The sequence below is a fragment of the Neobacillus sp. WH10 genome, from assembly GCF_030123405.1.
Lineage (GTDB): Bacteria > Bacillota > Bacilli > Bacillales > Cytobacillaceae > Neobacillus.
The window spans coordinates 3,000,364-3,016,664 of record NZ_CP126110.1; the positions used below are offsets into that span (position 1 = coordinate 3,000,364).

At 35.2% G+C, this 16,301-nt stretch carries 14 protein-coding genes; 2 read left to right on the top strand and 12 right to left on the bottom strand.

Annotated features, from left to right (window positions below; translation table 11 throughout):
* Nucleotides 1-44: 44 nt before the first annotated feature.
* Complete coding sequence (locus QNH20_RS14230; protein ID WP_283918660.1) at nucleotides 45-464, bottom strand: GNAT family N-acetyltransferase; 420 nt, start codon at nucleotides 462-464, stop codon at nucleotides 45-47.
* Nucleotides 465-729: 265 nt separating this feature from the next.
* Nucleotides 730-2,058, bottom strand: a complete 1,329-nt coding sequence (ltrA, locus tag QNH20_RS14235) for a group II intron reverse transcriptase/maturase (RefSeq protein WP_283918643.1) — start codon at nucleotides 2,056-2,058, stop codon at nucleotides 730-732.
* A 1,355-nt stretch (nucleotides 2,059-3,413) separates the two neighbouring features.
* On the opposite strand from ltrA, the gene QNH20_RS14240 reads away from it, so the two are divergent.
* Nucleotides 3,414-4,529 carry an IS110 family RNA-guided transposase gene (locus QNH20_RS14240; protein ID WP_283918661.1) on the top strand — a complete coding sequence of 372 codons (1,116 nt, stop codon included), beginning with the start codon at nucleotides 3,414-3,416 and terminating at the stop codon, nucleotides 4,527-4,529.
* Nucleotides 4,530-5,135: 606 nt separating this feature from the next.
* Here QNH20_RS14240 and QNH20_RS14245 read toward each other — a convergent pair.
* The 10 genes from QNH20_RS14245 to QNH20_RS14290 form a co-directional block, all read right to left on the bottom strand.
* Nucleotides 5,136-6,122, bottom strand: coding sequence for an NAD(P)-dependent alcohol dehydrogenase (locus QNH20_RS14245; protein ID WP_283918662.1), 987 nt, complete (start codon nucleotides 6,120-6,122; stop codon nucleotides 5,136-5,138).
* Between the two features lie 375 nt (nucleotides 6,123-6,497).
* Nucleotides 6,498-7,640: a 2-aminoethylphosphonate aminotransferase gene (locus QNH20_RS14250; protein ID WP_283918663.1), complete on the bottom strand. Its 1,143-nt coding sequence runs from the start codon at nucleotides 7,638-7,640 to the stop codon at nucleotides 6,498-6,500.
* Between the two features lie 11 nt (nucleotides 7,641-7,651).
* Complete coding sequence (gene aepY, locus QNH20_RS14255; protein ID WP_283918664.1) at nucleotides 7,652-8,785, bottom strand: phosphonopyruvate decarboxylase; 1,134 nt, start codon at nucleotides 8,783-8,785, stop codon at nucleotides 7,652-7,654.
* Nucleotides 8,786-9,694 (bottom strand): phosphoenolpyruvate mutase, encoded by a 909-nt coding sequence (gene aepX, locus QNH20_RS14260; protein WP_283918665.1) that lies wholly within the window; start codon nucleotides 9,692-9,694, stop codon nucleotides 8,786-8,788. It lies immediately after the preceding gene.
* Between the two features lie 790 nt (nucleotides 9,695-10,484).
* Nucleotides 10,485-10,691 carry a hypothetical protein gene (locus QNH20_RS14265; RefSeq protein ID WP_283918666.1) on the bottom strand — a complete coding sequence of 69 codons (207 nt, stop codon included), beginning with the start codon at nucleotides 10,689-10,691 and terminating at the stop codon, nucleotides 10,485-10,487.
* A gap of 403 nt (nucleotides 10,692-11,094) precedes the next feature.
* Nucleotides 11,095-11,370: a hypothetical protein gene (locus QNH20_RS14270; RefSeq protein WP_283918667.1), complete on the bottom strand. Its 276-nt coding sequence runs from the start codon at nucleotides 11,368-11,370 to the stop codon at nucleotides 11,095-11,097.
* Between the two features lie 468 nt (nucleotides 11,371-11,838).
* Nucleotides 11,839-13,125, bottom strand: coding sequence for an IS110 family RNA-guided transposase (locus tag QNH20_RS14275; RefSeq protein ID WP_283918668.1), 1,287 nt, complete (start codon nucleotides 13,123-13,125; stop codon nucleotides 11,839-11,841).
* A gap of 239 nt (nucleotides 13,126-13,364) precedes the next feature.
* Nucleotides 13,365-14,201 carry a CPBP family intramembrane glutamic endopeptidase gene (locus QNH20_RS14280; protein WP_283918669.1) on the bottom strand — a complete coding sequence of 279 codons (837 nt, stop codon included), beginning with the start codon at nucleotides 14,199-14,201 and terminating at the stop codon, nucleotides 13,365-13,367.
* A 223-nt stretch (nucleotides 14,202-14,424) separates the two neighbouring features.
* Entirely contained in the window at nucleotides 14,425-15,219 is a 795-nt protein-coding gene (locus QNH20_RS14285) for a MerR family transcriptional regulator (RefSeq protein WP_283918670.1), read from the bottom strand.
* 399 nt (nucleotides 15,220-15,618) lie between these two features.
* Entirely contained in the window at nucleotides 15,619-15,975 is a 357-nt protein-coding gene (locus QNH20_RS14290; RefSeq protein WP_283918671.1) for an alpha/beta fold hydrolase, read from the bottom strand.
* A 61-nt stretch (nucleotides 15,976-16,036) separates the two neighbouring features.
* Between QNH20_RS14290 and QNH20_RS14295 the strand changes: the two genes are divergently transcribed.
* The gene (locus QNH20_RS14295) at nucleotides 16,037-16,300 is read left to right on the top strand and encodes a DUF2533 family protein (RefSeq protein ID WP_283918672.1); all 264 of its coding nucleotides are present in this window, start codon (nucleotides 16,037-16,039) and stop codon (nucleotides 16,298-16,300) included.
* Nucleotide 16,301 lies beyond the last annotated feature (1 nt).

The window sequence follows — 16,301 nt, forward strand, 5'->3', positions numbered from 1 at the left end:
GTTCGTTGAACAAGTTACTTAAAAATAATTAATGTTTATAACTGTTAGATCAATTTCTTTTCTAAATAATACTGTTTAAATCCTTTTGGATGATCTTCAACTATTCCAAGAACCTTATATCCAAATTTTTGATAGAAGTCTGGTGCCTGGAAGCTAAAAGAATCTAATAGTATTAGTCTGCAATTATTTTCTCTTGCCGTTTTCTCAATATGATTTAATAACTCTTTACCATAACCTGTACCTCTTAATGAATTATCCACCCATAAATAATCAATATGCAAATGGTACCAGAATATCGTACCAGTAATCCCCCCAACAATTTTTCCATCTTCATTTCTAAGCATATAGCTAACATTCATTGATGGTTGTTTTACTTCATCAGGTAGTAATGAAAGGTTATATTCAATTACTTTTTTTCGAATATAATCACTATCTTCTTGAATCCACTGCTTTGATATTTTCATATTTCCCCTCCATTGTAAATGTTCAGAATTATTATAATATAAATCCTTTACTCAAATATTATTTTGTTTAATTAACTTAAAAAATTCCAATCCTTATTTAACTAAACTGCCAGTTAGTTCAACAAGATAAAAACCGACTCAGCGATCTTCAAATTTAACTAGTCGAGTAGAAGGGAGCCTTTCTACCTTGCGGTAAATTGGACTCCACCCCCCTCTCAGAACCGTGCTTGCACTATTAATGCACACGGCTCCTCCTAGTCATCTTTTACAGAATATAGCTAATCTCTTTTCTTAAATCATATATGCTCACTTTAATCCTTGGTAAAGGTAGCGGATATTTATTAAGAAATAGTTTGAATTTATCCCATGTGAAGGATTTTCTTTGACTTCTTCTATTGAGCCATTTAAACAGAAGGTTTTCAATTTTGTCTTTGAAGTTGTTAACATTTGGGGTATTATCAGTGATGCAATAATAGTTGTAATACCCTATTAATGAACGTTTAAATCTATCCATAATCATATGAATATCCTTATTTCTATTATTCCTCAACCATTCTTTCGTTTCTTTTAGTTTTCCTTTGACTTTCTTCCTGCTTGATTTCCGTTTCACTCGAAAGTTTCCTTGTTTACTTTTCCCACAGTAGTGTGTAAAACCAAGGAAATCAAAGGTTGCTGGTTTACTTCTTCCCTGTTGATTTGCATTTTTCTCCGCAAACTTCCCGAAGGGAATGATTTTAGTTTTATCCTCAGCTATTTCTAAATTAAATTTCTTTAATCTTAACTTTAATGAATGGAAGAATTGCTCCGCTTCACTTTTATATTGAAAACAACAAACAAAATCATCTGCATATCTCACTATGTATGCTTGTCCATTGCACTGTTTCCTAACCCTTTTCTCAAACCATAGGTCGAGTACATAATGGAGATATACATTGGCTAATATCGGAGATATTACTCCACCTTGCGGTGTGCCATTGTCTGTCTTATATTTCTTGCCTTCCTCCATGTATCCACCTTTAAGAAACCTACCAATTGTTCTTAGTAGGTTAGGGTCAGCGATTCGCGGTTTTAGGAACTCCATCATCCATGTGTGGTCAACGTTGTCAAAGAATCCTTTAATATCTACATCTACTACATAATTTACTGACCTTTTTTCAATATAGAAGTTCAGTATTTTCAAAGCATCGTGGCAATTACGATTTGGTCGGAATCCAAAGGAACAGTCAAGAAAGTCATTTTCATAGATAGAATTTAGTATTTTCGTAATGCACTTTTGTACAATCTTATCTTCATGTTCCGGTATTCCCAACGGTCTTTTCTTGTTTGAGTTGAGCTTTGGAATATACATTCTCCTTACTGGAACAGGTCGATAGCTTTTGCTTTTAAGACTACTAACTAAATCCTCTATGTTTTCTTCTAAATTTTCACCGTATTGCTCTTTAGTTGTTCCGTTAATCCCAGTAGCCTTCTTATTGGGTAGCTCAAAATGGCATTGAACTAATGTTTGCTTATTTAATAAATGTGCAAGAGAAGTAAATTTCATTTTAGGATCTGATTTTGCTAATTCTGCTATCCTTAGTAGTTTTGTTTCCATTTATTATACCTACCTCTGTGTGTAGTAAATGTGTCCCTAGTAAGGGTGATAACTGGTAGCTAGCCTTTCCTCCATCGGCATTACCCAACTTCATTGGTACTACGCTGCTATCCGACTCCCTACATCGGCATTTGGTTTCCTTGCTTGTTATCGCTTGTAGACCATACTCTTCTAAAAAAAGAAAAGACCGGTAGGGTCTCCCGAGTTGCCGTATCATATCAATGTATAACGTGCCAAGGTCTCTGACTCCAGAGAGGTTTTATCATTCTTGCCTTTAACGAAAGAAAAAATGTTGCTTTCTGCTGTGCGTAAGGCATCAGCCCTCTCGAATTACTAACATTATGGAGCTCAATCCCTTCAACCATTCGGCTTTCGGCCCGCTACCTAACTGTCTACGCTTAAAGACTAGAGTTACCTTTAGCCCTTCAAGACTCGCTACGAGCGAATGGCTAGTTCTTACTCGACGGGAATCCCACCCGCTATATGATACGACCTAGGCTCGGCCGCACACGCAACCCGATAGTTGAATAAGAAAAAATATAAGGCCGCAAAGTACAGTCTATTAAATTCTTTTGTGTGCTATTCTGGTTGCTTGTCCATTTCAAATCTTATTTATATTTCATATCATTTAATATGAATAAGATTGGAGGTGAAGTATTTGCCAAAATGCTGTTTTTTTTCCAAATTCGCTGTAACACCAGGACAAAAAATTACCGGTCCAATTAAAGTTGTTTGCACTAATGAACTTACAGCGTGTAACCCTACGGATCCTGATTTTACTTTCCTTATAGGCGAAGCTATCGTAAATGATTGCAAAGAGTGTCAAAAACTTGCACATACTTTTAGAAGACCTCTCTAACTCAACCCCGAATGAATAAACGAAATACCAAAGGATTATCAGGGAAGTGCTGGACCTCACCAACTTTATGTAGAAATTGACAACGATTTGTGAACTGCACCCCATTTGTTGACATAACTAACAATTTGAGGTGTAGTTTTTTATGTCGATTTTAACTATTCCTTCTTCCACTAACCTGCCCTTTACTTTAAGTACATTCCTTCACAATCTCAAATTATTTTAGAATAAATATCTAATTTAACTCCCAAGTGTTAGTCAATTTTCTACTACTTCTCTTTCTTTAACTCCCCTGTCCGAAGTTGAAGAATATCCACAAAAATAAGCGTTAATTCCTCAAATAAGCGTTAATCCTTCTTGGATCAACGCTCCCGTTATTTTAAGTTATCATGAACGAAACTAGCTCCTTACTCGTAACACCGTAGGTTAATTTGGTTACACTGTTTACTGGAAAAAAACAAACCAAATCAGAGCTACATTACGGAAGGAGCTAGTTATTATGAAGGATACCATAAAATATGTAGGTTTAGACGTTTCAAAAGAAAAAATTGCCGTTGCCATTGCAGATGAAGGTCGTGATGAGCCAAGGTATTGGGGAATGATTCCTAACACACCGGAATCCATTAGAAAGTTAATAAAAAAGCTTGGAGAAAAAGAGAATCTTCGAGTGTGTTATGAAGCTGGACCAACTGGCTATTGTTTATATCGGTTTTTTCTTAGCCTAGGAATTGAATGTGAAGTGATCGCACCATCTTTAATCCCTAAAAAACCAGGTGAGCGCATCAAAACTGACCGTAGGGATTCGATTAAACTAGCAAAATTATTCCGTGCAGGTGAATTAACGTCTGTTTATGTGCCGACAGAAGATGATGAAGCCCTTCGGGATTTAGTTCGTGCCCGTGAAGATGCCAAAGAAGATGAATTAAGAGCCAAACATCGATTATCGAAATTCCTTTTACGCAATGATATTCACCCTCCTTTCAAAGGAAAAAAGTGGACTCGTAGATATCGTGAATGGTTAAATACTCTAAAATTTGAGCGTTCTGCATCCAAAGTAGTTTTTCAAGAGTATCTGCACCATTTGCAAGAAATTGAGCAAAGGGTAAAACGGTTAGAGGAAGAAATAAAATTACAATCAACCGAAGGTTACCATGCGCCAATGATTCAAGCACTCCAATCATTAAGGGGAATAGCTATGATTACAGCTACTAGTCTTGTGGCTGAGATTGGATCATTTAAAAGATTTGCTTCTCCAAAAAAATTTATGTCTTACATTGGGTTAATTCCAAGTGAAAGTTCTAGTGGTGAAATCAGAAGGCAAGGGAATATTACCAAAACAGGAAATCGTCATGTTCGTCGTTTGCTTGTAGAAGCAGCCTGGAGTTATCGATTTCCGCCTGCTATAAAGGGGGATTTAAAGAAAAGACTCGAAGGACAGTTGCCCAATGTTCAAATGATCTCATGGAAAGCTCAAAATCGCCTGCATAAAAAGTATTTTCGTTTACTATCACGTGGAAAGTCATTTGGGAAGGCACTAACAGCCGTTGCAAGAGAATTAGCAGGATTTATCTGGGCAGTAACTCAAGAGATTGAAAATAACACTATTGCAAAGTAATAGTTACTAATAAAAGTAATATCAATTTTTGTTAAAAGTTGGAGCATAGGGCTCGGAGGCAAAGGTAAAAACCGGTAAGGAGAAACCACGAAATGTACTTGTGATATGCCTATGTAGGCTAACTCACGTTTTAAGTTAGTGGAAGCTCCTTTATACGGAAAGATAAAATGTGAAAACCCACGAATATCAGAGTGCTAACCGCAGTTGAGATTTTTGCCTTCGTGCCGTGTGCTTAACTTTTTATATCAACATGAAAGGAGAAATTTATTCATTCTCAGCTTTAAAAAGTATCTCAATCTCCAAATTGCCTGTCAAGGAAAGCACTTGACAGCCAATTTGGAGATTGAGGAGCTGTCAGTAAGCTGAGAAGGAGATACCCTAGCCTTGAAAAAGGCTGAACCCCAACTAATAAGCAAAGAAGCCGAAAAACGCTTCTCTTCTTAGAGTTGCCCAAAAACCGAAACCAAAATCAAATTGGTAGGGAGCATTGACAGTTTCGTTCATATCAGTACATTTTTTCATTAATCTATTTTAATAATATGGTGATCTATACTAAAATGCTCAATATTTTATTCACCTAGGGGACATGCATTTCATTCTCATTTATTAGGACTTGTTATTATTTTCCACATTTATGACGACATTTCCCTTCTTGTGCCCTTTCTCGACATATCTATGAGCTTCAACTATCTCTTCAAACTCATAGTACCTATCAATGACAACTTTTAACTTCCCCATCTCAACAAGTTCTTTAAGGAAGTTTAGGTCTTCTGAAGTTTCAGGTGAATTTCGACTCAATAATAATTTCTTGCTACTTGTCAATTTAGTCCATAACATACGAACACTTGGCAACGGTTCAGTGACATTTATATAGGTACCGTCCTTCTTTAACAATTTCTTACAAGCTGAAAAGGAACTCTTGTTTACCGCTTCAAAAATAATATCATATGTCTCGTCTGTTCTAGAAAAATCTTCTGTTGTATAATCAATTACCCTGTCGGCTCCCAGAGATTTTACTAATTCCAAGTTCGTGGTACTACATACTCCAGTAACGATTGCTCCAAAATACTTGGCAATCTGAACTGCATAAGTTCCTACACTTCCTGAAGCACCATAAACTAGAACCCTTTGGCCGCTCTGAATATTAGCTTTTCTAAGAAAATACAATGCTGTACGTGCTCCTATTGGAATGGCAGCGGCTTCTGCATAAGTTATATTGGAAGGTTTAATAGAAATAGGACCATCTTCTGGTAGACATTTATACTCAGCATAAGCACCAAAACCCGCCAGAGTAGCTGCAAAAACCTGGTCACCTTCCTTAAACCTTTTGACCTCTTTCCCAACTGACTCAACTTCTCCAGCTAACTCCATCCCTAAAATCTCTTTTTTGGGTTGTCTGAAACCAAGTGCTATTCGGGCAGGCAGCCAAAAAGAGGGAGGAACTGTAAAACTCCTTGATCGAATATCTGCTACTGTTACGGTCGTCGCTTTTACTTTTACCAAAATTTCATTTTCTTTAGGAATCGGTTTTTCTATCTCTTTCAGTTGAAGAACGTTGGGGGGACCGTACTTTGTGTACACAATTGCTTTCATTTATCCACCTCTAATTCGTTATATTCATTAATATGATACGAATATTACGAATAAATAGACCAATTTCAATACCGTACTTAATAAATCCCAAAGAGTCTTTGCTCCAAAATTCCCTTGTCCAACCTTTCCATGAGGTGGATGTCAGTCATGCTGCCCGACAGGGTCCTTGACCGTATTTTTGTTTCGCCCTATGGGTCAAATGTGCATTAAGAGGATCAAAAAATGCCTATTAAAATAGGCATCTTTGTCTAATTTTGAAATTATATGTTGTTCCCTTCATATGTTTCGCGGTAAAGATAGTATATCTTACTTCCCATTGGGAGAAGTTGGGCAATTTCTTTATTTTTTATTAAAGTTAAATATTGTTCCTATTTTCTAATTTTCACCATTCTGATTCAAATCTTTCCTTGAGTAGCAACCTATTTTTTGTAAATACTTCTCTAATAATGTTAGAAACAATTCCATATCATCTGAAGAAAGGTCACCAATATTCGCTATTCTAAATGATTTTAAATTATTTAGCTTACCAGGATAGATGGTAACCCCATTTTCGTAAAAATAATCATGCATGTGGTTGAAGTCATATGCAGCACAATCAGGCTCTTTAATAGCAGTTATTATTTTTGAATGGTTGTTTTTTAAGATAAGATGTTTTAAACCTAACCTCGAAAGGCCTGCTACTAACATTTCCCATAGCATACTATATCGCTTATACCTTTCCTCAATTCCTTCCTTTTTTAATTCTATGATCGCTTGTTTTAGAGCATAGATTGTCTGAACGGGAGGGGTAAAACGCATTTGACCAGTCTTGATAAAGTATTGATATTGCGCGTATAGGTTTAAATAGTAATTGGCAGGCTGTAATTCCTTTTGTTTTAGTAATTCAATTTTCTTAGCGATGACAAATGAGAGACCCGCCATTCCCTGGAGATTTTTATTTGAGCTGGCAATAAGATAGCTAATGTTCATTTTTTTCATTTGGATAGGAATGGCTGCAAATGAACTCATCGCATCTACAATCATTTGAATATTTTGCTCTCTGCAGATCTCCCCAATTATTTCAATATCATTCAATAACCCGGTTGTTGTTTCGTTATGAACGACTGCTAAATAGGAAACTTTTCTAGGGAAATTTAGAATAAATTCATGAAGCTCTTTTAGGTTAACCGCACAATCATTGGGACTTTGAAATTCAACCCAATCAAGTCGATACGCTTCTGCAATTTCACACATGCGTTCCCCGTATACACCGTTATTAATAATAATAATTACACCATCATTCGCAACAGAACTTAAAACAGCTTCTACCGCGGCAGTCCCAGATCCTCCGAATAATACAGTTGTATACTCCTCGATATCGGCGACAAGCCTTGTCAGTTCAGAGGACACGTAATTCATAACTTCGCAGAATTCTTTTTCACGGGGGCAAATATCAGGAACTACTTGTGCATATTTAACTGTATCGGTGGTCGTAGCGGGACCTGGATTTAATAATATGTTCCTTTTCAACTTTTTCATAACGTTGCTCCTCATTTGGTATTAATAAATAGTTGTAGACGAGCTTTCACCTCTGCTGGTGATATTTTGGGGCGTCCAAGATTTTGTTTGGACCCTGGGGAAATTTTTAAATATAAAAAAGTGAGTCCTTTTGTTTTCTTCCATTCTACTATTTTTGCTTGGAGCTCTTCTAAACTGTGTACATAGTATGCGTTTTGATAGCCACTAGCGGCTGCAATCTCAACAAAGCTAACATTATTGGAAACGGTACGCTGCCCTCCGGTTGAATCATGAGAGTGATTATCCAGCAATATGTGAAGCATATTTTCAGGATGGTAAAACCCATTTGTCGCCAGACTTCCCATCCTCATTAGAATGGCACCATCTCCATCCATGATAACGACGTCTTTATCGTTTCGGGTATACGCTAATCCGAGTCCTAGGGAACTCACACATCCCATGGAGCCGACCATATATAAATTGTTTGCAGCATCTTCAATTTCATTTAATTCTCGACCAGTTTTACCAGTTGTCGCAAGCTGGATGGTGTTGTCATCTTTAAATTGATTGATGATCCTTAAAGTTTCATAACGACTTGGCATTTCATCAACAGCTGTTTTCCGAGTTATTCTCTTATTTTCACTTTTCTCACATAAGTCATGATTTAATTTTTCCCTTGTAAATGTCCCTTTTTTGACAACAAAGAAAAAGGTTTCTTGTTTCTCTATGAAATCGGCAGCTTTTTGAATTTGCTTCATTGCCACATGGTCTACTGGAGATAAAAATTCCCATTTTATTTGCATTAAATCCAACATTTTTACTGTAATTTCACCCATTAGCTTATGCTGGAGTTCATCATGCAGTCCTGGTTCTCCCCGCAGGCTAACGAACCCGAGGATTGGGATTTGAAAGGGATAAGTTAATGACGATAACGGAGAAATAGCATTGGTTAATCCTGAGTTTTGCATTAAAACAACTGGTTTTCTCCCTCCTAAATATGCTCCCGCAGCTATAGCGACCGCATCACCCTCATTTGCTGCAGCAATATAATTACTTTCATTGATAGAATAATTGATTAGGTCTTTTAAAAATGAGCAAGGCACACCAGTGTAAAAGTCAAAACCAAGCGCTTTAAGGTGATTTCCAAACGTTGTTGTCTCTAGCATTCAATCACCTACTTCCCCGATCTGCCCTTTTTTCGTTGTTCCAGGCAGATATTTTTTTTCTGATCTTTGAAGCTCCTCAGCATTTTGAAGCCGAAAAATTTCTTCAACACTTACAATTTGATTTTCTACACGGATAAGGCTTTCCTCTTGGAAAATTTGTTTTGAAATGATTTGCATAGCTTTCACCACTGCTCTTAAGTTGTGATTCGCCCAAATAACAGTATTTATTCGTAATTTTCTAAACTGTTCGGTTGGAGTGTTATAATACTTCGTAGGAACAATGACAACTGGATGCCTTCCACTCCATTCCTTCATAAACATTTCTATTTCTTCTATTGAAGATTTTTTACTATGCATTAAAATAGCATCTGCTCCTGCTTTCCGATATGCCTCCGCCCTATTTAATGCTTCTTTGAGGCCACATCCAGCAATAAACGCCTCTACTCTTGCAACAACCATGAAATCTTTATCCAGCTGAGTATCTTTCATTGCTTTAATTTTTCCTGAAAATTCTTCAATTGTAGTAAGAGGCTGTGATTCTCCATTTATAAACGAGTTCGTTTTCGGAAAAAGTTTATCCTCAATACAAACTCCCGCTATATTAATTTGTTCGAGTTTCTTAACAAGCCTCCTGGCATTATTAAAGTTTCCATACCCTGTATCCCCATCTAAAAGTATTGGTATATCTGTCGCATCACTCATATATTCTAGGATATCCAATACTTCCGTCGGAGAAGCTTCATTATTATCTCTAAGCCCCATTGAAGCAGAAATGGAAAGGCCGCTGGCCCAAATTCCTTTAAAACCAGCTTCTTCTACAATCTTCGCTGATAGTCCATTATGGGCTTCCATTAAAAAATCCAGTTTAGGAGAACTAAGTATATCCTTCAGTTGAGTAGTCTTCTTCATTGTTTCCACACCTCGTGATAGTAGTGTATATTACCAATTCAGTTATAAATCGCACGTAAATTTAATTGGTTGTCCAAATATCAAATCTTTTTAACTCAATAACAACAAAATATATTCATCAATGTATGAGAGAACGGAAATTTTGCTTGGGTTTATAAAAATTGGATGAAAAAAATTACATTGAGGTGGCGTTTTCTCGAGTGATAGAACTAGGTTAATATAGTTGAGAGTTATAAGGGATAAGTGTAGTGTTGGAGACACAATTTTACGATATATTCTACAGCGGGCATCGTTCTCACGAAATCGTTGGTTCGAAGATACCTACACTGATTAAGGTTTTTATCAACTTTACGTAATTCCGATTCAGCCTCTGATTTGGTTCGATTTTTTAATCATTTTCATTTTCTATATCCACGTTTACATTTGTATTTACATTTTTTCGACGGTTTCCTATATTTTCACGGCGATTTTCTGTGTTTTAACGACGGTTTCTTTCGATTGAAAATTTCTCCTTTATTTGTACTGCTAAATATCATATTCCTTAGATTAATAATGGCATGGTTCAAATGTCCGATGACAATCACCTATTTTATTAAAATAAAGAAAATCGTTCTTACATTGTAGTTCAACAAAGAAAAAAGGATTACCGAAGTAATCCCTACACTTTAGCTCAAGCCTCTGTTAGTTAAATAAAACCATTATTTTCTACTTATACATAAGATCAATGTTTTTGCGATCATAATCTTTAGTTGATAAAGAATCTTGATACTGATTGCACAAAATGTTCGTACTATGTGCGTTTGTCCTCGTTTATAACGATACTATAAGAAATATTAAGTTTATCCCAAACCCAAGATTGAAAAACTTCGTCTATTCTTTCTTTTACTGCTTTTTCATCCATTTCCTCATCTAAACCTAATTTTTCAAAAGTGAATGTTTCTTTCTCACTTAGACCTTCATATTTTGTACGAAATGAAAAAGTAACTTTTTTACCCATTTGACATTTCTCCTATTTTAACCCTGTTTGGATTCGCCTTTAATAAACAGTTTATGGTATTCCTTCTTCTTCAACAAACCTCACCCGTTAGCGGAACAAGAAAAAGAGCCGCAGCTACGACTCTTTGTTAAACTTAAGCTACCCGTTACTTTAATAAGCATTTGTTAATCTCACCCAAAATGATGTTGTTAAAATGTATTTAATAGAGGCACTATTATTATTGATAAACCTAAACTTATTAAAAATGTAATAAGCCAATCCCTTTTTTTCGTCGTCTTAAGTAGTATATTCAGTATCGAACCAATAAAAATACAAACTAAAAATACGAACAAAACCATAATAAGTGATTCCATAAAATACCTCCCGGCATCAATTGTGTAATATTTTACCTTGATTCCCTTTGTTAAACTATCCTGTCAGTTAGTTCGAATAAGTAAAAGGTTACCTCAATCTCATTAAACAGATAGCCATTCAATTCACTGCTTTGGATTGAGTTTGCAAGGTATTCTGTAACAATGAAACAGGAGGTTGTTTCGAGTAATTCATCACCAAGCCAACCTTGGAACTCATAATTGAGATGAGATATTTCCTTCATTCCATTCGGATATGTATTATTTGAAAAAGTAGCTTTTTCTCCTATTCCCCCTGCTACTTCAGGTTCTAATAAAAAAAGTTTCATTTTGGTACATCCCTCCACTAATAAAACTCAGATACCTTCTTCAACTGCTAAACTCCCTCTATATAGAAAGGAAAATCTCACGATTTCTCTTGTTTTCTCCATATTTCGTAGTAGTTTGTTTTAAAATTTATTTGAGGATTGGAATTATAGTGTAATAAAGGGTAATTTTGGGGGCATAGTGAAAAAGAAACTTATAGTTAACCAAACCAACCTTATCCAAAAGTTGGATAACCAGCTAAAGTATGGTTGCACTGGTGGATCTCCACATTTCTCATGGAGGTCAACCCTCCCATATCTCACAGAGTCTATGCTCCAAAATTCCTTCGTCCAACCTTTCCATGAGGTGGATGTCAGTCATGCTGCCCGACAGGGTCCTTGCCCGTATTTTAGTTGATTTACTGACTAATCCGTGCTTCAAATGTCTAAAACAATTTAACTACTACCTAATGAATTTCACTAAAAGAAATTTTAAGCTGCTATCTGTAATGCCGCCATATGAGGAATGTCCCTTAACATACGTTCTTCACTAAATTCACACTTCTTTTTACCGATGGTAAACAGAATTCTTATGAGCTTATTACATATTGCAATTAACGATTGCATTTTCTTCAAAGGATTATCTGGGCGTTTTGTAAAATACTCGTGTAATGCTTTAAAAGCAGTATTTTTAGCGACTAAAGGCATTGCTACTCGAAAAAGGAGTGCTCTTAGAGTCTTCCTTCCTCTTTTTGTAATTTTGGTTTGTCCTTTGTGCTTTCCAGATGTATTTTCCTTCAGGCTAAGCCCAGCCAATTTGATAATCTGCCTAGGGTGGGTGTAGTTGCCTAGGTCTCCTACCTCCGCATAAAAGCCTGCAATCGTATCTTTGCCTATTCCCTTAATCGCCAACATTTGTTCAACGCCTGGAACTTGTTCAAGAAGTTTATCTATGTTAGATTCCAGTTCTTCGAACTTTTCCTTTATTAGCTCATATTTGTCTATTAACGTGCTTAGCTCTAATTTAGCCATATCCGAACCTTCACGAATGCCGATAGACTCGGTGGCAACCTGCTTTAGCTCTTTTATTTTACTGAGTCCCACTGCACGTTTAACAGCTTTTCGAAGATGTACTAATATTTCTTGTTCCGATAGGATGACTAGCTCATGTGGCAATAAATTTAGTTTTAATAATTGGATCGCCGACTTACCTTCCCAAGCTTTAAATACCGTAAGGAATTCTGGAAAGTAGCGGTCTATCCAATTATGAATTTGCCCCTGAACTGCTTGAAGATCAACAGCTAGGAGATCACGTATTTTTCGAGCCACTCGGAGTTCTGCATAAACTCCTTGCGGAATGTTCGGTTCTGCATATCTCCCGTCTTTGACCAATTGTGCAATAACTCTAGCATCCTTTACATCATTTTTAGTTGGAGAATTATCATCTAACTCTTTACTTTTCTTAACATGCATAGGATTTACGACTACAAACTTGATATTTTGTTCTTTAAGGAAGTGAGCTAAATTTAGCCAATAATGACCTGTCGGCTCCATTCCTACAATCACTTTATCCATTTTGTTTTGAACCATTAAATTTTTAATCCACTCTATGAAACAGTTAAAGCTAGAATTTGTATTTTCAAAGTATAATGGTGCCGAAACTTCTAAACCTCTAAAATCTTGGGCTCTTGCCACATGCTTGTATTTAGCAATGTCAACACCTATAATTAATGTTTGAGAAGTAATTTGAGCAATCTTTTCATTTTGGTTATAATTCATTTAAATAGCCTCCTGGTATTTATGTTTGTGTCCTTTTTGCCGCTAAGCTTTGGACACTCATATCTTACCAAGGGGCTTTTTTATATTCAAACCTCATATTTCTTCATTACAGGAATGCTGCCCGTTACCATATTGAGATTTTTTTAATAAATACTACTTGCAGAATTATTCAACAAAAAAAGCATTTCTCCTTCTTAAAGAAATGCTCCCGATAGTTGAAGTGTATAGCTGTACAAGCTTCACTGAATCATGTAATGATTTCCATTAATAATGTTTGTAGCTTTCTTGCCATACAATACTTTCTTTGGATTGATAATGATGATTAAAACTGCTACTACTAAATAAAAAATTGCGTTATACATGATTAAATCGATTAAGTTTCCGTTTATTAAGCCAATAAAAAAATTAAAGAATTGATGGATGATGATTGGGATGATTAAATTCTGATTTAAATTATAAAATGCTGCCATGATAATCGTAGTAGATACGATCGAAATCATAAAGAATAGAACATATTTGATCAAATCCATGCCCATAAACCCTGTAGTAAACCATATGGGTAGATGCCACATACCCCACCAAAATCCTATGATTATCGAAGCTTTTAATGGTGAATGCTTCTTTTGAAGCTCAACTTGAGCAAAACCTCTCCACCCTAATTCTTCACCTAGAGGCCCTGACAGAAGATTTTTTAAAAAGTAATAGAACAGCATTCCCCATGAAGATATAGTAAAAATAGAGTCTACTTCACTATTATTCAATACGAGAAACAAAATCAGCATAAATATGAAGGCTTGAATCGTACTTACAGAAAGGATCACAGAAAATTTAAGTTTAGTCTTGAATTTATTTTTAACAAAATATATAAAACTCTGCCCAGGATAGATTTTTTTAAATAGTATTGCAAAAGCAAAGGTTGAAGACCAAGCTGATATACAGCGCACGACATCAAAAACCCATGTAGGAAATCCCAATATCTTTATGGCCCCTACAAGACAAAAAAGTGGCAAAAAAATGATATTGGTTATTAGAATAAAACTTGCTACTGGCTTTTTTAGCTTCTTTTCTCTACTCATACAGATCCCCCGCTTCAAACTAAGTATTTCGTCAATATCATAACGCTCATATTAACGAATACCTTCAGCATAAACCTAGGGGTTACTCACAGGTCAATACATGTCTGCATTATTTTCCCCGCATGAATGAGCAATAAGACTCCACCAGTTATAACAGTATGTGCAGGTTTTAGTTGTGTTCCTCTATCCAGTGGAAGATGAAGCACCCCCACTGATTAAATTTTCACTTTATAGGTACATAAATTTCTAAAAAAATACGTTCAAGTCCATCTTCATAAGTGGTAAGTAATAGATTTATATAAACAAGCCCCAAAAGTTCATACCCTTTTTCTTTTGCTACTTTTCTTAAACTAGCTTCCACTTTATGATCAGTATTTTTTCCACCCGTTGACCATCTTCCATCTTCAACAACTGTATAAATACATTTTGGATGAGATAGAATTTCACCTTCTATTGCTTTATCACAATCTTCTACTTTTCTTACAATGATAAATTTATCTTCAAGAATACCTTCTTCATTGAAACGTATGACTCTTCTTAAAGATGTGAGAATCACTGCTTTTTTTAAACTGTCTGTGCTTTCTTTTAGAGTGTCATATTCATCATATGCAGTAAAATGCTCTATTTCTCCTTTTATTTCTAAAGGCTTCATTTCTTTTACTGCGTATACACCTAGAAATTGTTTAATTTTTTCGCAATCTTCTTTTACGACCTGAAGCTTTTTTAACAGTAGTTTTTTATATTCTATTTTCTCTAAAACCTCTTTTTCCTTCTCTTCTAATAATGATTGTATTCCCTCTATACTCTTACCTTTTCTTAATTCTTGTATTTTTTTTATTTCAATATCTATTTCTCTATAGAAATTTACTGTTGTTATATCATATATATCAAAATGATTATATTTTCTATACCCATTCTCACTATTTTGCTTTGGCTTTACTAATTCCTTTTCCTCATAAAATTTTAAGGTATCTCTAGATACACCTAAAAATTTAGCTACATGTCCAACTGTGTACATTATACTCTCCTTTATCATTACTACATATTCTTTATGATATTTCATATTTTCAGTACGTCGAATAATATAGGTTTTATTATAATAACTAAATTAGGTTATAATTAAATTTCTAGATTGGATGAAGTAATCCTTCTTCAACTATCCCGTTAGCACAAGAAAAAAAGGATCGACGTAGCAATCCCCGTTCTTCAACTCTTACTCCCTATAGTTTAAGTACACTTTTTCTCAATCTTATTGGGATTAACGAAGGCGGCTGTTTTTCCTAATGTTAATTAGCTTCAATAATTTATTGTTAAACTCAGAAATTTAGAAACCATTTCATCAAATTTATTTTTCTCCTCTAAAAAAGGAAAGTGATTACTTTCTTCAAAAATATACAATCATGAGTTTCTTAATCCTTCATTGATTTCTTCTGAAAAAACCAAACGAATGTCCAGCAAAACTCCATTGCTCATAATTTAGTGCTTCTTTAATTGCCTCTAAATCTTTGACACTTTCACTTATACTTAGTTCGTCGTCACAAGTAACGTTGTCAGAGTTGCCAGCTTCTTTTAAATTTATCAAATACACTTTGAAATGCTTTATTAAAGCATCTGCAAAGTAGTTTCCTAATTCATTAAACTCACTATATAAATGAGTAATACAAAGAGGTTCTCCGCTTCCTTGAGTAAAGAATTCAAATCCTCCTCTAGATGTCTGTACGAAATTTTTTCCCACATATGTTTCCATCCCTATATAAATGATATGAAAAATCACTGCTCTCCTCCCTTTTTGATTATGGTATGATTGAAACAGTCCATAATTTAGGAGTGAAATCATGAGTGTACATAAAGATTTAATCAAACATGCTGCTATTCAAAATAAAACTTACCAAGAGTTTCTGACTCTGGATCAACAGCGTGAAAACTATATTGATGAAGCAATTGAATTATGTAAACAAGGCAATCCGTTTTCAACAGATAAAATAAATGAAGTAACGAATATGATTAATAATATTAATCTGCGATTTATTCCGACAAGGAAAAACGTTTCGGTTGAGATGGTTCAAGATTACGTAAAATCAATTACAAAAAATCAATAAT